At 64.1% G+C, this 19,404-nt stretch carries 19 protein-coding genes and 1 tRNA gene; 14 read left to right on the top strand and 6 right to left on the bottom strand.

Annotated elements, in window-relative coordinates:
• Positions 1–48: 48 nt before the first annotated feature.
• Together E2L06_RS12965 and E2L06_RS12960 are read left to right on the top strand one after the other, a co-directional pair.
• Positions 49–768 (top strand): alpha/beta fold hydrolase, encoded by a 720-nt coding sequence (locus E2L06_RS12965; protein ID WP_138782038.1) that lies wholly within the window; start codon positions 49–51, stop codon positions 766–768.
• A gap of 86 nt (positions 769–854) precedes the next feature.
• A complete protein-coding gene (locus tag E2L06_RS12960) occupies positions 855–1,814 on the top strand; it encodes a TIGR00269 family protein (protein WP_138782037.1) in 960 nt (319 codons plus the stop codon).
• Positions 1,815–2,122: 308 nt separating this feature from the next.
• On the opposite strand, the gene ftsZ is transcribed toward E2L06_RS12960, so the two are convergent.
• The 3 genes from ftsZ to E2L06_RS12945 all read right to left on the bottom strand — a co-directional run bounded on the left by ftsZ (position 2,123) and on the right by E2L06_RS12945 (position 4,308).
• Positions 2,123–3,310 carry a cell division protein FtsZ gene (gene ftsZ / locus E2L06_RS12955; protein WP_138782036.1) on the bottom strand — a complete coding sequence of 396 codons (1,188 nt, stop codon included), beginning with the start codon at positions 3,308–3,310 and terminating at the stop codon, positions 2,123–2,125.
• Positions 3,311–3,312: 2 nt separating this feature from the next.
• Entirely contained in the window at positions 3,313–3,492 is a 180-nt protein-coding gene (locus E2L06_RS12950) for a ribbon-helix-helix domain-containing protein (protein WP_138782035.1), read from the bottom strand.
• Between the two features lie 195 nt (positions 3,493–3,687).
• Positions 3,688–4,308: a ribbon-helix-helix protein, CopG family gene (locus E2L06_RS12945; RefSeq protein WP_138782034.1), complete on the bottom strand. Its 621-nt coding sequence runs from the start codon at positions 4,306–4,308 to the stop codon at positions 3,688–3,690.
• Positions 4,309–4,440: 132 nt separating this feature from the next.
• On the opposite strand from E2L06_RS12945, the gene E2L06_RS12940 reads away from it, so the two are divergent.
• Both E2L06_RS12940 and E2L06_RS12935 read left to right on the top strand, forming a co-directional pair.
• A tRNA-Tyr gene (locus tag E2L06_RS12940) sits at positions 4,441–4,514 on the top strand.
• Positions 4,515–5,085: 571 nt separating this feature from the next.
• Positions 5,086–5,298 (top strand): heavy metal-associated domain-containing protein, encoded by a 213-nt coding sequence (locus E2L06_RS12935; RefSeq protein WP_138782033.1) that lies wholly within the window; start codon positions 5,086–5,088, stop codon positions 5,296–5,298.
• Positions 5,299–5,381: 83 nt separating this feature from the next.
• On the opposite strand, the gene E2L06_RS12930 is transcribed toward E2L06_RS12935, so the two are convergent.
• On the bottom strand, positions 5,382–6,152 hold the full coding sequence (locus E2L06_RS12930; protein WP_138782032.1) for an aldo/keto reductase: 771 nt from the start codon (positions 6,150–6,152) through the stop codon (positions 5,382–5,384).
• 348 nt (positions 6,153–6,500) lie between these two features.
• On the opposite strand from E2L06_RS12930, the gene E2L06_RS12925 reads away from it, so the two are divergent.
• The 8 genes from E2L06_RS12925 to E2L06_RS12890 all read left to right on the top strand — a co-directional run bounded on the left by E2L06_RS12925 (position 6,501) and on the right by E2L06_RS12890 (position 15,603).
• Positions 6,501–7,460 carry a hypothetical protein gene (locus E2L06_RS12925; protein WP_138782031.1) on the top strand — a complete coding sequence of 320 codons (960 nt, stop codon included), beginning with the start codon at positions 6,501–6,503 and terminating at the stop codon, positions 7,458–7,460.
• 201 nt (positions 7,461–7,661) lie between these two features.
• Complete coding sequence (locus E2L06_RS12920) at positions 7,662–7,940, top strand: winged helix-turn-helix domain-containing protein (protein ID WP_138782030.1); 279 nt, start codon at positions 7,662–7,664, stop codon at positions 7,938–7,940.
• 3 nt (positions 7,941–7,943) lie between these two features.
• Positions 7,944–8,240, top strand: a complete 297-nt coding sequence (locus tag E2L06_RS12915; protein ID WP_138782029.1) for a hypothetical protein — start codon at positions 7,944–7,946, stop codon at positions 8,238–8,240.
• Positions 8,241–8,715: 475 nt separating this feature from the next.
• Positions 8,716–9,474, top strand: coding sequence for an ABC transporter ATP-binding protein (locus E2L06_RS12910; RefSeq protein WP_138782028.1), 759 nt, complete (start codon positions 8,716–8,718; stop codon positions 9,472–9,474).
• A complete protein-coding gene (locus E2L06_RS12905) occupies positions 9,464–10,744 on the top strand; it encodes an FtsX-like permease family protein (RefSeq protein WP_138782027.1) in 1,281 nt (426 codons plus the stop codon). Before E2L06_RS12910 ends, E2L06_RS12905 begins: the two co-directional genes overlap by 11 nt.
• Positions 10,741–11,973, top strand: a complete 1,233-nt coding sequence (locus E2L06_RS12900) for an ABC transporter permease (protein ID WP_138782026.1) — start codon at positions 10,741–10,743, stop codon at positions 11,971–11,973. Before E2L06_RS12905 ends, E2L06_RS12900 begins: the two co-directional genes overlap by 4 nt.
• Positions 11,974–12,092: 119 nt before the next feature.
• Positions 12,093–12,701, top strand: a complete 609-nt coding sequence (locus E2L06_RS12895) for a hypothetical protein (RefSeq protein WP_138782025.1) — start codon at positions 12,093–12,095, stop codon at positions 12,699–12,701.
• Positions 12,702–12,762: 61 nt separating this feature from the next.
• Entirely contained in the window at positions 12,763–15,603 is a 2,841-nt protein-coding gene (locus E2L06_RS12890; RefSeq protein WP_138782024.1) for a DEAD/DEAH box helicase, read from the top strand.
• Between the two features lie 23 nt (positions 15,604–15,626).
• On the opposite strand, the gene E2L06_RS12885 is transcribed toward E2L06_RS12890, so the two are convergent.
• Positions 15,627–16,814: a polysaccharide deacetylase family protein gene (locus E2L06_RS12885; protein ID WP_138782023.1), complete on the bottom strand. Its 1,188-nt coding sequence runs from the start codon at positions 16,812–16,814 to the stop codon at positions 15,627–15,629.
• A 363-nt stretch (positions 16,815–17,177) separates the two neighbouring features.
• On the opposite strand from E2L06_RS12885, the gene E2L06_RS12880 reads away from it, so the two are divergent.
• Positions 17,178–17,885: a protein sorting system archaetidylserine decarboxylase gene (locus E2L06_RS12880; protein WP_138782022.1), complete on the top strand. Its 708-nt coding sequence runs from the start codon at positions 17,178–17,180 to the stop codon at positions 17,883–17,885.
• 180 nt (positions 17,886–18,065) lie between these two features.
• The gene (locus tag E2L06_RS12875; RefSeq protein WP_138782021.1) at positions 18,066–18,341 is read left to right on the top strand and encodes a hypothetical protein; all 276 of its coding nucleotides are present in this window, start codon (positions 18,066–18,068) and stop codon (positions 18,339–18,341) included.
• Between the two features lie 101 nt (positions 18,342–18,442).
• Here E2L06_RS12875 and E2L06_RS12870 read toward each other — a convergent pair whose 3' ends face one another.
• On the bottom strand, positions 18,443–19,342 hold the full coding sequence (locus tag E2L06_RS12870; protein WP_138782020.1) for a DMT family transporter: 900 nt from the start codon (positions 19,340–19,342) through the stop codon (positions 18,443–18,445).
• Between the last annotated feature and the right edge of the window lie 62 nt (positions 19,343–19,404).

The following is a 19,404-nucleotide window of genomic DNA, read 5'->3' as shown; positions in this document are numbered from 1 at the left end:
TCGTGTCACGCATGCAGATTTTTACCACCGCCCGATGTACGGGCCCGTATGCGACACCGGATCTTCAACGACGACGGCGACGAGGACCTCGTCTTCGTCATGGGCTGGGGCAACCGCTGGACCCACGAGAACGTCAGCTGGCTCCTCGGGCAGCTGACCGAGGCCGGCTATCGGGTTCACGCGTTCGAACTCCCCACGGACATCGACGATTTCAAAGCCGACTGGCTCGAGCCGGTCGCCGAGTACGTCCGCGATCTCGAGGGCTACCAGTTGCTCGGCCACAGCGCGGGTGCGCTCATCGCGCAGGCCCTCGATGGCGCGGACAACCACGTCTACCTGAGCCCGTGGTGGGGCTACGGCGATACGTTCCCGGAACCGGTGCTCGAGGCGGTCTCGCTGGTGCCGACCACGTTCCCGTGTCTGCCCGTCGGCGGGATGGACCGCGAGGCACTGGGCGAGCGGGCGACCGACCACCAGCTCGCGACGCTGCCCTCGTGGGTCTCGCCGGCGTTCGTCCGGGAAACCCGCCGCGCACAGCAGGACTTGCTGACGATCGACCACGACGCCGTCGTCTTCTGCTCGCTTCGCGATCCCGTCATCAGCCTCCGGCCGATCGGCGAGCGCGTCCCCGCCGCTCACGTCGTCCTCTACGACGGCGGCCACGAACTGTTCTCCACTGCCGCCCGCGGTCGGTACATCGATCTGGTCCTCGACGCCCTCGAGAACGGGTCCGACGCCGTCGAGGAGCGACCGACGGTTCCCGCCTGACGACCGGCGCTCGGCTCGACCTACCGGCAGTTGCTGGGCTCGGAGAGACGAAACGGACATACGCGTCCGACGGCAACGCTTTCGCGATGGACTGCAACCGGTGCGACGAGGAGGCGATCATGCACGCCGCCTACTCCGGGGCACACCTCTGTGCGGATCACTTCCGCGAGTCGGTCGAAAAGCGGGTTCGCCGCCGCGTGCGCCGGGACGATCTCGTCCCACACGACGTGACACCCGAGAACCCACAGACCTGGGTGATCGGCCTCTCCGGGGGCAAAGACAGCGTCGTCCTCACGCAGATCCTCCACGACACCTTTGCTGAGGATCCCCGCATCGAACTCGTCGGCCTGACGATCCACGAGGGGATCGAGGGCTACCGCGACAAAAGCCTCGAGGCCTGCGTGGACCTCACTGACGACCTCGACATCCGCCACGAAGTCGTCAGCTACGAGGAGGAGTTCGGCGTCCGAATGGACGACGTCGTCGAGGACGACCCCGAAAACATGGCCGCCTGTGCCTACTGTGGGGTCTTTCGCCGAGACTTGCTCTCGAGATACGCCGACGAACTCGAGGCCGACCTTCTGTTGACGGGCCACAATCTGGACGACGAGGCCCAGTCGGCGCTGATGAACTTCCTCGAGGGCGATGTCGAGCAGATGGCGAAACACTTCGACGCCAGCCTTGGCCCGCTCTCCGAACGCGACGAGCAAGACGAGTTCGTCCCGCGTGCGAAACCGCTACGCGACGTTCCGGAAAAGGAAGTCGCGCTCTACGCCCACGTCAATGACCTCCCCGCCCACATCACGGAGTGTCCCCACTCGAGCGAGGCCTACCGCGGCGAGATCCAGCAACTCCTCTACGGACTCGAGGAGAACCACCCCGGCACGCGTCACTCGATTCTCTCGGGGTACGAGGAACTGGCCAACATCCTGTCCGACGAGTTCAGCGGCGACGACGGGGCCGACCTCCAGGAGTGTGTCGAGTGTGGCTCGACGACCACTCGCGAGGTTTGTCGGAAGTGTTCGTTACTCGAGTCGCTCGTTTAACTCATCGGAACGCCAACACTGGGGGTGACGCGCTGTCGGACACACTGCCTTCGTCCTCGAGTATTCTACAGACGGTATGACCGAGTCACGCCTGTATACGTCCGTAAACATGGCTCTCGGCAGGTATCGAAGATGAGTTCATCATCGGCCCGACTGTCGGTGGATCGATACAGCCGCTGCTGATACGGGGAGTCTCGGTATCAGGTCGCGCAAAAAGCGGATCCGACCGGTGAACGGTGGGTCGTCGGAGATCCGATGGTGTGTCAGGTGCCGCGTGCGGCGGTGGTGTGTCAGGTGCCGCGTGCGGGTTACCGGATCACGTCGACGCCGTTCTGTCGCTCGACCTCGCTGCGGCCGCCGTCGCTGTGAGCACCGCGTCGGGAGCCGCCGTCCTCGATATGGTTACTCGCGTCGAAGTCGGTATCGCTGACGCCTTCGATGCTCTGACGGGACTTGTCGGCCTGCTTCTGGGTCGTCGGGCCGAGTACCTGCGCACTCTGGACGCCGGTCATGATCGCCATGACGCGGACCTTGCCCTTGTAGTTGTCCTGAATGCGGGCTCCCCAGATGACGTTCGCGCTAGCCTCGAGACGCTCGGTGATGTTGTCGGCGATGCCCTCGGCCTCTTTTAGCGTGAGGTCGGGGCCGCCGGTGATGTGGACGAGTCCTCCCGACGCGCCGCGGTAGTCGACGTCCAGCAGCGGGTGGTTCATCGCGTCTTTGACGACCTCGTCGGTCTTGTTCTTGTCCTGAGTCTCGCCGACCAGCATGACGGCGACGCCACCCTGGTTCATGATCGTGGACATGTCGGCGTAGTCCAGATTGATCAGCGAGGGCTGGGTGATCGTCTCCGAGATGCCTTTGACGGTTTCGGCGATGATCTGGTCCATCACCGAGAACGCCTTGCCGATCGGGAGATTCGGGACGTAATCGAGCAGCCGGTTGTTGTCGAGGACGATGATCGAGTCTGCCTGCTCGCGCAGTTTCTCCAAGCCCTCTTCGGCTTTGACCGTCCGGGCACGCTCGACGTTAAACGGCGTCGAGACCATGCCGACGACGATCGCACCCTGCTCTTTGGCGATCTTCGAGACGACGGGGGCGGCACCCGTGCCGGTACCACCACCCATCCCGGCGGTCACGAACACGAGGTCCGCGTCGCCGAGGACCTCCTTGATCGTGCCTTGGGCCATCTCGGTCGCACGCTCGCCCATCGACGGGTCGCCGCCAGCGCCGAGTCCGTTCGTGAGCGACTTGCCGACGAGGATCTTCGTGTCGGCCTCGATCATCTTGAGGTGCTGTTTGTTCGTGTTGATCGCGACGGTGTCGGCGCCATCGACGCCGATGTTGTACAGCCGGTTGATGGTGTTGTTGCCAGCACCGCCACAACCGACGATCACGATTCGGGGGTCCCCGAACTCGTCATCGTCCATCGAGGCGTCCATCTCTCGGGCCTCTTCTTCTGCGTTCTCTAGGGCGTCTTGGACAATATCTTGCATTGTTACACCCTCGCCCAGTTACGTTTGCCGGACTGCTCGGTGGGGCCGTCCGCCTGTTCGTTGATCATCTCACGGACGGCCGACCGGATCGCCTCGCTCCGGTTCGGGAACTCGCCCGAGTCGACCAATTGCTCTACTTCCTCGATCTGCTGCTTTGGGATTCGCAGTGTCACACGCTCCATGGTTGTATTCCCCGTTGGGTAAGACGGTGGCGCGCCCCTGTCAGACGCGGCGTGTCTTACGTTCAAACCACCCGTCTTCGGGCGATTTTCCGTCTTGTCGACGAGTGTAAGACAGTCCGTCTTACGCGAATAAGTCGATGTTTGTCTTGGACAATAAAGTTTTCGCCGATCGTGACTTTCAGCGTCTTACATCGATCAGTATTGCGTACTCTCTGACTCGAGAACGTCTGCTGCGGGCGTCCGACGGCCGCAGCAGGGACAGAACGACCAGTCCGATCGGATCTCGTCGCCACACTCACAGAACAATCGCCGCGACGCCTTTTCGCCGCAATTGGGGCAGTAGACGTGATCACCCTCGAGGCGGTCGCCACACTGGTTGCACTGTACACCGCCGTCACGTGGCTGGGACGCTGTCGACTCGTGTGATTGCGCTGGTTGCTGGTCGTCACCCGCGGTCTCACGCGTCCGGTCGACATCGACCGCACCCCGTTCGTCGGACGTGTATGTCGGCCCGTCGAGCGAGATCGAGATAGTGAGGTCCTGTGGCGATATCGATCCGCGCGCCCGCGTGCTCGCGCGATCGAGTCCTAACTCCCGTAATCGCGTATCGAGTCGATCGTCGACGCGATCGCGCACGAGGTCGTCGATCGCACCCGCGTGCTCCCGTTCCGCATCGGAGCGTGCGTCGCTTCCCCGAGTCACCTCGTCCTCGAGGTACGCACGTAGTGCCTCCCGCATGGCTTCGCTCTTGGAGGCCTCGAGAGCCTCGAGTTGCGCGACGAGGTCGTCGTCGGCACGGAACGTGATCTTGCTCATCGGTGAATTGCGCTGGTGTTATCACGCCACCTATATCAATCATGGTGCCACTCACGACAGCTGACACGTTATCACCGTCTCGAATAATAACCCTTATGTGCACTACGGCGGCTACGTTTGACTGCGAAGTGCCCGCCCTTAGCTCAGACTGGTAGAGCAGTCGACTGTAGATCGACTTGCCCCCCGTTCAAATCGGGGAGGGCGGACTACATTTCTTGTCGATTCGCAGCAGACACCGAAGAGCCCGCCGTATTGCGATTTCACCCCGCTCGAGACGGCCGCAAATTCTGATTGGAACCTGTCTCAAAACGCGGCCCCGCGCCCTCTGGCGAATTCCATAGCAGAGACGTGGCACGTGCGTCGTCACTCTCCGGACTGTCGTGGCCGTATGACACGTGTGGTATCGTCTGACGGACACCTCCGTCGCGTTTGTGAGTATGGCTCACACAATCTGTTGGAGGTGTCTCGAGGCCAATGAGCGTCTTCCCAGAACCTACTGCCGGCGGGCCGGTGGATCCTCTCGGAGAACGCGGCGGCGACATCGGGTCGTGGACTCGAGCACGAGGGTACGCGCGACGAGGTCATGAGCGGATTCCTCGGTTCAGTAGCAGGCAGGATAGGACCGTTACCGCAATAGCTACCACCAGCCGGGCGATGAGTCGCTTTATCCAACCCAGTATCGCTTCGCAGGGTTCGTCTGAGGAAGTTTGGACGATCGTGTTGCATTTACGCCATATGATAGCTTTATATCCGTGATTGACGTGCATCTCTTCGATCATGGCAACAGCAGAAGCCCACCAGATCCAAGTCTCTGACATGATGTGCAACGGTTGCGAAGACACGATACAGCACGAGCTGCGCCACGCCGACGGTGTCAAGCGCGTCAGCGCAAACTACATCGAGGGAACAGTCGAAATCGAGGGTGACGATCACCTCGACCCCAAGAAACTGGTCGACACAATCAACGACCTCGGGTTCACCGCCGAATAATCGGCTCACGGTCACTCTCGTCTTTTCGGTCGATGATGCGAGCACCGGAACGTCGCGACTACGGCTGACGAGCCGAGCACAACTCAGAGCGCGAAAATGCGGTCCATCTCCGCGTCGGTCAGTTCGAAATCGAAGATGTCGATGTTCTCGCGGAGGTGCTCGCGGGACGACGCTTTCGGAATCGCCGACACGTTCTCCTGTTGAAGGAGCCAGCGAAGCGCCACCTGTGCTGCCGTCTTCTCGTAGCTCGCACCGATCTGGGCCAGCGTCTCGTCGGTAACGATTTCCCCCTCGGCTAGCGGACTGTAAGCGGTCAGCATGATATCGTTATCGCGGCAGCACTCGAGCAGGACCGACCGATCGCAGTAGGGATGGTACCGCACCTGGTTCGTCACGATCGGCGTCTCGGAGGCGGCTATCGCGTCTTGCAACTGCGCGATCGAGAAGTTGCTCACGCCGATCTGTCGAACCAATCTCTCGTCCTGCAGCTGGTTCATGACCGCGATCGTCTCTTCGATGGGGACGGCCGGGTTCGGCGCGTGGATCAGCAACAGGTCCACGTGATCGGTCCCGAGGCGCTCGAGCGACCGCTGAAACGACCCAAGCGCGTCGTCGCGTCGCAGGTTCTCCCGGCGGAGTTTCGTCGTCACAAAGACATCGTCACGATCGACGCTCGAGTCGGCGATCGCCGCCCCGATCGCGTCCTCGTTGTCGTACATCTGGGCGGTATCGACGTGTCGGTAGCCGAGTTCGAGCGCGGTCGTCATCGCTCGCATGCACGGCTTCCCTTTCATCGGCCACGTACCGAGACCGAGCGCCGGAACGTCGACGTCACGAACTGAAACGTGTTCCATAGAGTGTTTAGCACGACTTCGGTAGAAAAAGATGCAGTCGAAATCGACCAGGTGCGCCGAACGGCTCGCGACCGATGAACAGGACGTGTGCGGATATCGGCGACCAGCGTGCGCCCGGTGACGGCAAGAGACTCGAGCGAAGTACCGGCACCCGAACGCAGCCGAGAGGATGCCGACTGGCGGATGGACTGTCGGCCGTGTGACGCTGGCGAGTCATCGTCTCGATGCTGACTGACTACGCCACTGAATGTGGGAGAGATTCTAGTGAGATGTTCTACGAACTCGACGCTGATCTCCGTCCGACTTTGGAAAATGTACATTGCTATCGTTGGCCACACATAGGACGCGATGCCCAAACACGAAACGCGGCGGCGACTCCTCGCAAAGACCGGCACGCTCGGCCTGGCGCTGATGGCGGGCTGTGCGGGGAGTGGATCGACCGCCACTGACGGAACGGGGGACACAACAGATCCCGCGACCGCCCCGCGGACCAGAATCGACCGCTTCAGCGATGCGGCCGGCACGTTGATGGTCCGATCCGAAGGGAACGAACTCCCCGGACCGAACGAGCCGATCGACTTCGATCAACAGCCGTTCGTGACGGAGGGACTCGGCCCCGATGGCGAGGTGGTTTCCTACTACAATTTCGATGTCCAACCGACCACCCCGGCGCCGATCTACGCGCTCTTCCGTGAGGGCGAAGAGACGCCGGTCGAGGGCCAACGCAACATCATCGACGTGATCCCCGGTGATGAGGGGTACAACGACTTCTGGCACGTCCACGAGGTGACGGTGCCAGCGGACTACGAGGCGAACACGGCGACCAGCGTCCAGGACTTGCAGGACAGTGGGTACGAGATCACGGCGATAGATGTCCTGAAGAACTGCCCGGTCGTCCCCGACGGATCGACCGCGTCGCTGCGCTACGGCGAGGGCGATACGGGTCTCGTCGAAGGCTGGTACGATGGCCAGATCGTGAGCTACTTCCTGTTCGAGGAGACTCCGCTCACGGTGACCGACGGGTCCGTGCCCGTGTCACCCATCTACGTCACGTTCAACGAGAACCCAAGCGAGGACGGGGGCGGGCCGCCATCCGGCTTCGTGACCGAAAGCGGGAGCGATCAGACTCACAACGTGGTCGCCACGGTTCCTGACGACGACGGCTACTCGCCGCTGTGGTCGATCCACATCTACGACAACGCCGACTTCGACAGCGTCTCCGATCTCGAGTCGGCCACGGCGGCGACACTGCTTGAGTCGGACGCGGCGACGGTCAACTGTCCGGTTGTCTCCGTTGGGACGGAGTAGCGACTGTCGAGTGTCATCCAGCATCACCCGTCACGGGCGGCGGTTTCGTGGCGGTGCTCGCTGGGTGCTGGACGCTCCCCGTCAGACGGCAAGTCCCTTAGAGCCGCAATCGTCCACCCGGAGCGACGAGGTGCAGTGTCCGGACTCTCGGTGGGTGACTAGATATATAGCGTCGTTCGATGAAAGCCCGACCACCGTCAGATGGAGAAGGCGCTCTGGTACCTGCTGGTCGGCACGCGCGGCGGCGAAAACCGGGTGCGGATCATCCGCGCGCTCTCCGAGCGCCCTCAGAACGCGAATCAGCTCAGCGAGACACTCGACCTCGAGTACAATACGATTCGGTATCACCTCGAAAAGCTCGTCGAGCACGATATCGCGGAAACCGGTGGGGACGAGTACGGCAAGCTCTACTTCCTTACTGACCGATTCGAACGCCACGAAGCGGAATTCGAACGGATAATCGATCAAATGGAGAACTGACCGATGGTGATGGAACCCACACTCGCGATCGCGACCGTCCTGTCCAGCGTGAGCATCCTGCTGTTACTCGGTCTTACCGCCGTCTGGATACGCAACTATCGGATGTTCGGGTCGTCGATGATCCTCGGATTGCTGGCCTTCGGCGTCGTTCTCTTGGCCGAAAACGTACTCGCTCTGTACTTCTTTTTCAGTACGAACATGCTCTATACGGGCGATCCGTTCGCACAACGGATGCTCCTGGTGCTTCGGACCCTCCAGCTATCCGCCATTGCGTTTCTCGCCTACGTGACGATTAAATGATAGCTACCAACGTGTTGACCGGTTCTTGCGACCCCGAGAGACAGATCGACGATGACGGCGACTCCTCCTGCTGGTGTTCGTCTGCTTGAGCACGGAAGAGCGATCTCATGTCGGCCACATTTCAAGTACGACCGACGATATCGATTTCTGGTGTTAGTGTTCGACATCGATTCGGTCGGATATCGCCTGCAGACTACGAACAACGTTCACGGCATGGAAATGTACTCGATCACTAACGTGTACGTCTCCGTTTCAGGCTCGGGTCGGGTGACAAGGCGTCCCTACCCCTCGTCGACTGCGTCTTCAACTCCTAAACGGCCTGAAACGGGAGCGACAGTGGCTGAGCCGCACGTGTCGGTGCCGACTACGAACGATTGTCTGCAGCGGGACCGCGAGTAACAGCCGTCTTGTATGGTAAACCGGATCGAAACAATGAGTCGGTGTCCCATCGTCCTGTCGTGAGACTCCCGTGAGGATGTTCAATCGATCTGCGCAGGGTTCGGGATGGTCGGCGACCGAGGCGGGCGATCGCGACTCGACGATGGCCGTTCGCCTCGAGGGTGTCACCCACCAGTACGGAGCGAGCGGCGGCCGCTTCCGGTCTGGCGACGAGCGGACGGTGACCGCTCTCCGGAACGTCTCGTTCGATGTGCCGATGGGGTCGATCGTCGGACTCGAGGGGCCAAGCGGGAGCGGGAAGTCGACGATCTTGCACGCGATTGCGGGGCTGTTGGTGCCGACCGACGGCAACGTGACCGTCCGCGAGACCGATCTCACGGCGCTGTCCGATGCGGAACGAACCCGGATGCGGCGGCGCCATATCGGGATCGTCTTCCAGCAGTTTCACCTCCTGCCGTCGCTGTCGGCCCGCGCGAACGTCGCGTTGCCGCTCGTACAGGCCGGCATCTCACGCTCCGATCGGCGAGTGCGTGCGACGGCGCTGCTCGAGGCGGTCGGGCTTGGCGATCGCACCACGCATTTGCCCGGCGAGCTCAGCGGCGGTGAGCGCCAGCGGGTCGCGATCGCCCGGGCGCTGTCGACGGACCCGGACGTGATCGTCGCCGACGAGCCGACGGGCGAACTCGATACGGCGACCGGAAAAGACGTTCTCGAACTGTTGACCGATATCGGCCGCGATCGCGCGGTGGTGGTCGCCTCCCACGACGCGACCACGCTGTCGGTCGCGGATCGCGTTATCACCCTTCGTGATGGACAGGTAGACGATGCCCGATGAGACCGACGAATTGCCCGCGGGCGGCGAGACACGACGACACAGTCGGTGGGCCGGACTCATCGGGCTGACAGTCTCGCGATGGTGGAAGCGGGCGACGGGGACGACGGCGGGCCGGATTGTCTCGACCGTCGCCGCCGTCGCGTTGACGATCGCGTTCCTGCTCGTCGTGACGGGGATCGCGCTGGCGCTGGCCGATGGCGGTGTGACGGCCACTGACGACGCGACGGTCAGTATTACACCGGAAGAACAGAGTACGTTATCGTCCGTCGATGGTGTCGAGGGGCCGCGTCTCGGGGCGACCAACGAACGAGCCAGTGAGATCCGCACCCACGACGGCGTCGCACACGCCTCACCGGTGCTGATCGAGACAGGCAGACTCGAGGCGGCCAACGGTGACCCACAGACCGTTCGGCTCGTCGGTGTCGTCCCCGACGACGAGCCGCGGACCGTCGCGGGGTTGCCGACAGATCGTCTCGAGGCGGGCGATACACACTACGCGAACGGCTCGTACGACGGTCCGCGGGCGGATAGAATCGTGCTCTCTCGGACTGCCGCAGACCGCCTCGGCGCGTCCGCTGGCGACGAGTTGGCGGTCTCGCAGGGGCCAATTGAGTCGACCGAGCCGTCGGTAACGGTGACGGTAACGGCGGTCACCGAGATCGAGGGCGGCGGGTCAGGCGTGCCGGTGGCACTCGTCCACGCCAGCGAACTCCAATCGCTGTCAGGGGCCGCTGATGGGGAACTGGCCGATCGGGTGGTGATCTGGGGCGAGCCCGACGCCGCGCGGTCGGCTGCTACGGACGCCTATCTCGACGCATCGGTCGCAGTCGCCGGCACGACCGATCCGACCGCGCTGTTCGAGGATGGGCTGGCGTTTGCGACCAGCGTGATCGCGCTGGTGGTCGGCGTGACGATCTGTGCGTCGTTCGTCGCAACGACGATGGGGATGACCGTCGACGAGGATCGACGGATGCTCGCCGTCCTCGAGTCAATCGGTATCGCCACTCGTGGCCGACTCGCTGTGATCGCGATCTCGACGGGGATTACCACGCTCGTCGGGTCGGTCGTAGGTGTCGGCCTCGGCGCGGCGGCGATCGCCGGCGTCAACGCGGTCGCCGGCATGACCGTCGCGCCGGGCGCGGTCGCGCAGTTCCATCCGCTGTTCGTCCCCTACGGAATCGCCGTCGCTCTGCTGTCGGGCCTCGTTGCCGTCCCCTACCCGCTTGCCGTGGCCGCACGAACGTCCGTGCTAGCGGAGGTGGGCCGATGAGCGTGAGCCGCACGGTCGTTCGGACACGAGCCGTCATCGGGCTCGCACTCGCACAGCTCCGGCGCTCCCCTGGCCGGACCGCCTTGACCGTGCTCGCGGTCACGCTGGCGGTGCTCTCGGTGACGGTGCTCGCGAGCCTCGGGGTCGGCGTCGTCGAGAAGGGCGAACAGGGACTGGACAACGCCAACCGGGATATCTGGATCTCGCGGTCCCCCGTCGAACCAGGCGCCAGCGGCACGGAGAACCCGATCGTCGGCGCACACGGCGTGGCGGCCGAACTCACTGCGCGGGACGACATCGCGTCGGCGTCCCCGATCGCGATGTACGATGTGTACATTGGCTCGAATCCGTCCGACCTCGAGCGCCGGCCCGCGGTCGGCGTCCAGGAGACCCACGACGGGTTCGACTTCGAGGCAGGGCACGGGTTCGTCACCGACGCAGAAACGGCCGCCAGTCCCCCGCCCGACGATCCGCAGCGCCGCGAGATCGTACTCGATCCGCAGGTCGCTGACGAGCTGGGCGTCTCGGTCGGTGACACGATTTACATCGGGACCAGCCGACACACCGCGGCGACAAACGAGTTCACAGTCATCGGCATCTCGGGGTACTACTCGCAGTATCTGGGCTCGCCGACGGTGACGGTCCCGCTCGGGGACTTGCAGGCCGTCGCTGGAACGTCAGGCACCGACCGAGCGACGTTCATCACCGCCAACGTGGCCGCAGACGCCGACCGCGACGCCGTCGCAGCCGACCTCAGCGAGCAGTATCCCGAATACGACGTCCGGACCAGTGACAATCAGGTGCAGTCGATGCTCGAGGAGCGCTCGATCGTCCTCGCGAGCGGCGCGACGCTGGTCGGGCTGGCCGTTCTCGGCGGGATCGTCCTGACGGCCAACCTGTTTGCGCTCGTGGCCCACCAGCAACGCGAGGAACTCGCGGCGTTGCGGGCGATGGGGCTCTCGCGCGGGCTGCTCGCTGGCACGATCGGCACGCAGGGGCTCGTCATCGGTCTGCTCGGTGGCTTTCTCGCCGTCGCGGCGACGCCACTTGCCGTGCTCGGCTTGAACCGCTTCTCGGCGTCAGTACTCGGCTTCGAGCGACTCCTGCAGACACCACCGGCGGTCTACGCCGGTGGGTTCGCGCTCGCACTCGTCGCCGGTACTATCGTCGCGATCGTCGCCGGCTGGCGGGCCGGCCGCTACGCCCGGATCGAACATCTCGAGGCCTGACACAACCGGTTGGAACCGTCATAGACTCCTGTGCTCGAGCGAGCGAGTCCGCTCGAGTCCTTCCGGTGCTGGCTTTTGCACGCCAAACCGACTTGTCACCGGAGTCCGTATCGGTCGTGATGCGACTTCGACAATCCGATTGCGAGCGATCGAACCCCGCCGAGACGGAGTCGACGGCCGGCACGTCGTCCGTGAGCCAACTCGTCAAACACCTTCTGACTGCTGTTGGCGTGCTCGCGTTCACCTACGCCGTGTTACGCGTGCTCGGCCGGCGGGACGACGTGCCGGCCCAGTCCATCGACGAGGTGCAAGACGAGATCGCAGACACCGTCTCCGACGAGCTCCCGCTCGCGACGATACAGGATCGAACCAGCGACACCGTTCCTGACAGTAGTACGGATGGTCCGCGAAACGAGGCGGCCGAGAGCGGTACCGATCTCGAGCCGTCGACCGACAGCGCGGACGCCGAGCGCGACGACCCCGCCGAACCGGGGGACGAGGGTGGTGGCGACGTGCTCGACGAGTCGGAGACGCGTGCCGACTACACCGACGACCGCTCGGACGCGGAAATCGCAGAACGCGCCGAACCCGACGTACAGGACGAGCCGGCCGAACCGGGCGAGATGGCGGTCGACGAGGACATCGCAACGAATCTCGCCGCCGACGACACCGACGCTGAAACGGAACCGGGCGGCGAGGCCGACGCCGACGACGACTCCGAGGAGTGAGCTGCCCTCGAGTTCACCGGAAACGTGGCCCTTATGCGCCGTTCGTCCCTACCGTGGCTCTATGACTGACGGGGACGTCGCGGCGTTTACCCACCTCGGCGAGACGGTTCGCGGGGCGCTCTCCGAACGCGGCTTCTCGCAGCCGACAGCACCGCAGCGACTGGCGATCCCGCCGCTTGCGGCCGGCGAGAATACGCTCGTGATCGCCCCCACCGGAAGCGGGAAGACCGAGACGGCGATGTTGCCGGTCTTCGATCATCTGGTCGCCGGTGAAGGGGCCCCCGAGGGCTTCGGCGCGCTCTATATCACGCCGCTGCGGGCGCTCAACCGCGATATGCGCGAGCGCCTCGAGTGGTGGGGCGACTATCTCGACCTCGCGGTCGACGTCCGCCACGGTGATACGACCCAGTACCAGCGGGGCAAACAGGCAGAGAACCCGCCGGACGTGCTGATCACGACGCCCGAGACCGTCCAGGCGATGCTTACCGGCGAGCGGCTTCGCGAGGCCCTGGCAGACATCTCTCACGTCGTGATCGACGAGGTCCACGAACTCGCCGCCTCGAAGCGGGGGGCGCAGCTCTCGGTGGGTCTCGAGCGGCTCCGGGACCTCGCGGGGCCGTTCCAGCGGATCGGCCTCTCGGCGACCGTCGGCGACCCCGCCGAAGTCGGTCAGTTTCTGACCGGCGGTCGCCCCTGCGAGATTCGGGAGATCGACGTGGGAAGTAACGTCGACGTAACGGTTCGTCAGCCGGAGATTACCGACGAGGACGAGCGGTTGGCAGGCGAACTGATGACCGAGCCGGATACGGCTAGTCACGTCCGGCTGATCCGCGATCTCGTCGCGACCCACGAGTCGACACTGATCTTCGTCAACACGCGTCAGACGGCGGAAGCGCTCGGCTCGCGATTCAAAGAACTCGAGTTTCCGATCGGCGTCCACCACGGCTCGCTCTCGAAGGAGGCCCGGATCGACGTCGAGGACCGGTTCAAAGCCGGCGAGCTCGACGGCCTGCTGTGTACGTCCTCGATGGAACTGGGCATCGACGTCGGACAGGTCGATCACGTGATCCAGTACAAGAGTCCCCGACAGGTCACGCGGCTCCTCCAGCGGATCGGTCGCGCGGGCCACCGGCAGGACGCGGTCTCGAGCGGAACGATCGTCACGACCCGGCCCGACGACACGCTCGAGGCGCTGGCGATCGCTCGCCGGGCCCGCGACGGCGAGGTCGAACCAGCGGCGATCCACGAGGGGAGTCTGGACGTGGTCGCGAATCAGTTGCCCGCGATCGTCCAGAGTCGCGGTGATACGCCGGTCGATGAAGCCGTCGAGACCGTCACGCGGGCGTATCCGTTTCGGACGGTTCCCGAAGCGACGATCCGCGAAATCATCTCGGAACTGAACCGGAACCGAATCCTATGGTTCGACGAGGGCGACGACCGCATCGAGACCACCGGCGGCACCTGGAAGTACGTCTACGCCAATCTCTCGATGATCCCCGACGAGGAAACCTACGAGGTCCACGACATCGCCTCGGGAGGCCAGATCGGGACCTTGGACGAGCGGTTCGTCGTCAACTTCGCCCAGCCGGGCGAGGTGTTCATCCAGCGCGGCGAGATGTGGCGGATCGCCGAGATCGACGACGAGGAGGCTCGGGTCAAGGTCAGCCCGATCGAGGACCCCGCCGGCGAGGTGCCCTCGTGGATCGGCCAGGAGATCCCCGTCCCCGCCGCGGTCGCCGGCGAGGTCGGCGAGATCCGGGCTGTCGCCGAGCCACAACTCGAGACGGGGGCCGACGCCGCTGCAGTCGGCCGCGAACTCGCTGGCCGGTATCCGTCCGACGAGTACACGCTCACCGAGGCCTGCACGCAACTCGAGCGCCAGGTCGACGCCGACGCACCGATGCCGACGGCCGATCGACTCGTTCTCGAGCGCCAGGGCCGGACCGTCGTCCTCAATGCGCCCTTCGGCCGCATGGCAAACGAGACGCTCGGCCGGCTGCTCTCCGCACTGTTGGGCCAGCAGGCCGGCTCGTCGGTCGGCCTCGAGACCGACCCCTACCGGATCGAACTCGAGGTGCCGACGTCGATCGCGACCAGCGACGTACTCGAGGTGCTCGAGGAGACTGACCCGGATCATGTCGAGGCGATCGTCGAACTCGGGCTCAAGCGCTCGGATGCGCTTGCCTTCCGGCTCGCACAGGTCTCAGCGAAGTTCGGCGCGCTCAAACGCTGGCAAAACAGGGGGTCGGGCCGCATCTCGAACGACCGGCTGCTGGCAGCGCTCGAGGACACCCCGATGTACGAGGAGGCGATCCGGGAGGTGTTCCACGAGGATCTGGACGTCGAGCGTGCGAGTGCGGTGCTCCAGCGGATTCAGTCGGGCGAGCTCGCGGTGGTGACCCATCGCGGTCGCACGCCGGTCGGACAGGGTGGCCGGTCGTCGGGCGGTAAGGAACTGCTTGCGCCCGAAAACGCCGACGCGAGCGTGATCGAGACGGTCAAAGAGCGGATTCGGGACGATCGCGTCATCCTACTGTGCACCCACTGCACGGAGTGGAAAGTGAAGACGAAGGTCAAGCGGGTTCCCGACCAGCCCGAGTGTCCCGAGTGTGGCTCGACTCGGATCGCGTCGCTGAACCCCTGGGCCGACGAGGTCGTCCAGGCGGTGCGCGCCGAGGAAAAGGACGACGAGCAACGCGCGATGACCGAGCGTGCGTTCCGGGCCGCGAGTCTCGTCCAGAGTCACGGCAAGCAGGCCGTCATCGCGATGGCCGCCCGCGGCGTCGGCCCGCACAACGCCGCCCAGATAATCAACAAGTTGCGTGAGGACGAGGCCGAGTTCTACCGCGATATCCTCTCGAAGGAACGTGAGTACGCCCGAACCCAGTCGTTCTGGGATTGATACGGACCCCTCTCAGCCACCACTCATTGGACGACGAACGAGTCTTCCATGTCTTTTGGAGTAATCACCTCGAGATCGCCAGCGGACTCTAACTCGTTGAGGTAGCTGACCGTCTCTCGGAGCACCGACTGGGAACTCCCGTCGAGTCGGGTGAAAGTCAGCGACGTGATGCCGCCCAGCTCGGCGGTGAGGTCGAGCGCCGTCCGCGCCTCCTCGACGCTGAGACCGGTGACTCGCGAGGAGAGCTGTGGGTTCATCGCAGCGCCTTGCGATGGGTAACGACCGGCGAACGCGAGACTGTGGTTTTCCGAGACGGCCTCTAAAACCTCCTCATTGTAGCTGCCGACCGGGTAGGAGAAGTAGCGCGCACCGTCCTCGTAGCCGTTGTCCTCGAGCCACGCTTTCGCGTCGCTGACCTCCGTTGCCGGGTCACGGCCCGAGAGGGTGGTGAGATCGAGGCCGTGCATCGAATGACTGCCGATCGTCCAGCCGGCGTCGGACAGTTCCCCGATCTGGTCGGTGAGAAGGTGGTTGCCCGTCGCACTTTCGTCTTCGCGAACCCGACCCGGGACGATAAACGACACCGCGGGATACCCATACTCGTCGAGAATCGGGAATCCGTGCGTGTAGATGGACTCGTGGCCACCGTCGAAGTGTACCATGACCTTGCCGAGGTCCGGCGTGGGGGCAAACCGGAGGTCGTCCACCCAGACCGATCCCTTGTCGTCGTCGGCGGTCCAGCGGATGATCTGGACCTCGGTGATCGCGCTCAGGTCGGGCTCACCGTCGACGGTATCGACGCCGAAATTGTTGTGGACGAGCGGCGTGTCGCTGTGCATTCGCTGTCTGAAGACCATCCGATTCTCGTCCTCGTCGAGCAACTGGACGACCATATCGGCCTCGTGTTCCGTCGCCATCGCCATGGTCGGTCGCATGCCCGAGAAATCCTGTGGCTCGTCCAGTTCCCGGACGATCCGGAACTGGTTGTCGGGCCCCGACTCGAGTCGTGCGGACTGCGAGCCGGTGTACGAACGCTCTCGATCGGCCGTAAGCGTACCAAGTGGCACGTTCCACGCGTCCAAGTTCTCGAAATCGTCGAACAGTTGGGCCGTTGGCTGGTCAGAGTTGGGGCTGTCGTCCGATTCTTCGGACGTCGAGCAGCCGGCGAGAGTGGCTACGAGGGCGGCGCTGAGATAGGTGCGTCGTTTCATTGTTGGCGACCGCTTGCGCCACGGTGCGATATATTGTTATTCTCGGTTGTCAACAGTATCTTATACGTCATAACGCCGGGAAAACCCGGCTCACATAGCATGCCCGTGGTGAACGCATCGATTCTCGTGATCGACCACCGCCGTCCGACATAGCCTTCCAATACACGAGTCACAGGGCTGCCGTATCGATCGCCGACGCCAGACGGGCTCCGAGCGACCTGCATGCGTTTCGTAACCCACGCCATACGAGACCGGTAGGTCCGGATTGTCGTAGCCCGTGAACGGCGGTGTGATCGACCGAGAGCCACGTCGACGGGTTGTCGATCCGTAACGGCCATACGAGTCGCTCTCGTTTCCCCTGCTATGAAATTCGCGCCGGGGGCCTGGAAGTACGCGATCGTCCCGCTGCTCGCTGCGCCGTTCGCGCTTCTCTATAGCGCTACGGTCGCGCTCGTCGCGCTCGCGCTCGGTGCGAGTACCCTCGCGTTCTTTCGCGATCCGGAGCGCACACCGCCGGCGACCGGTGTCGTCTCGCCGGCCGACGGGACCGTCTCCGTCCTCCGCAAGGAAGGCGATCGAGTCCGGCTCGGCGTCTTCATGAACGTCTGGCACGTCCACGTCGTTCGCGCACCCTTCGCGGGCCACGTCACCGATGTCGAACACGTCCCCGGCGCGAACCGGCCCGCGTTCTCGAAGGAATCCGACAGAAACGAACGCGTCCACGTCCGTCTCGCGTCCGACTCGGCGAACCTGCCGTCGGCACCTGCCGAGGCAGCGACGAGCGTCGACACCTCGAGTGCGGACAGCCCGGACCACGATGCTGCAGTCACGCTGATCGCCGGCGCGTTCGCCCGTCGCATCTATCCCTACGCCGACTCCGGCGACGACCTCGCGCGCGGCGACCGCATCGGCCACATCGCCTTCGGCAGCCGCGTCGATCTGCTCTTTCCGCCGTCGGTCGACCGTGAGGATATCGCCGTCGACATCGGGGACTCGATGACTGCCGGGGAAACCGTCGTGCTCGAGTCGTCACCCCACACGACGGCCGATCGAACCGGCCACGAACCGTGACCTCGAGAGAACGCGACTATCACGTCTTTGCGGGAGACCCGTCTTGCTGACAGCCGACTGTTTCGATCGATAAACGCCTCGTTCAGCACAGCAGATCCCGTTGAATCCGTCGTAACCGATCGAAACTGTCGCATCGCTATTTTGGATAGCGGACGAACGGAATGGCATCCACTGATCCCGATGGCCAGTCCACCTTCCATCCCCGACCAGCGATCCGCTGGCTCGAGTTCGACGAGCGAGGGGAGTGACGACGCCCACGGCATCCTCGAGCGAGTCGCACCGGGGCTCGTCACCTCGATCCGCGCGGTCGGATTCTGGACGGCCATCGCCATGCCGTTTCTGTACCTCCCCCTGCTCGCGACCGGACTGTCGTCCTCGTTCGATGCCGTTCTGTTCGTCTGTCTGGTCGTCGGGAACTGCCTCGCGTTGTACGTCGGCCATCCCCACTACCGATAGGTGCTCCGCATCGACTTCGGGCAGAGTGATCGTTGGCCGATCGAGTCCCTGCTCGTGCTCGACGAGACGTTCGGCGAATTCGCGATCTCGACTGATAGCCCTCAGAAGAGTTCCCGGCGGATCGCCCGACGCTTGACGAGGACGAAGCCGACCGCGATGAGTCCGAACCCGGCCAGCGTCACGACATCGGCGGTCTCGTCGAGATAGAGCCAGCCGACGATCGCGGTCACGATCGGGGCCACGTACGAGACCATGTTGATCTCGACGGCACCCAGTCGCTCGAGCAGGTCGAAGTAGATGAGAAAGCCGACCGCGCTCGCGCCGAACGCGAGGACGGCGAGCGCGCCGATCGCTTCCGGGTGGGTCCACGTGGCTGGCTCGAGCGGTTCATCGAGCGCGAGGCTCACGAGATGGAGGACGACCGCGCCGCCGAGCATCGACCAGGCCTCCATCGTCTCGATCGGGAGGGCGGCATCGAGACGGCGAGTGAGGACGCTACCGAGCGCGAACGCCGCTGCCGCACAGAAAACGAGCCCTTTCGACACGGCGTCCGCTGCGAGCAGATTCGACGGATCCGGCTGGACGATCACCGCGACGCCGGCGAGTCCGACGAGGACGCCGACCATGCCGGCCGGTGAGAGCGCGTCGGCGGGAACGAGCAGCCGAGCGAAGCCGGTACTCAAGACCGGTGAGAGACTCACCAGAATGGCTGCGGTCGCCGCCGGCGTGCGCTGTTGGCCGACGAAGAGAAACGCGTGATAGGCCGCGATCAACAGCACGGCACCGACGGCGACCTGTGCCCACTCGACCAGGTCTCGAGGTCGCCACTGCTCGACGACAACCGCTGCATAGCCGAGCATCAGGAGCCCGGCGATATCGTACCGAAACGCCGCGAACAGGAGCGGCGGAAAGTAGTCAAGTCCCACACTGATCGCGACGAACGCACCACCCCACAGCGTCGCGAGCGCCACGAACAACCCGAGATTTCGATACCGGATCACAGCGGCTCTCTCGGGTGCGAGCCACCCTTGGGGTTTCGATTCTGCCCGATCGGATGTCGACT

This window comes from Haloterrigena sp. H1 (assembly GCF_005938085.1).
GTDB lineage: Archaea > Halobacteriota > Halobacteria > Halobacteriales > Natrialbaceae > Natrinema.
This window is presented reverse-complemented; position numbering and strand designations above follow the sequence as displayed.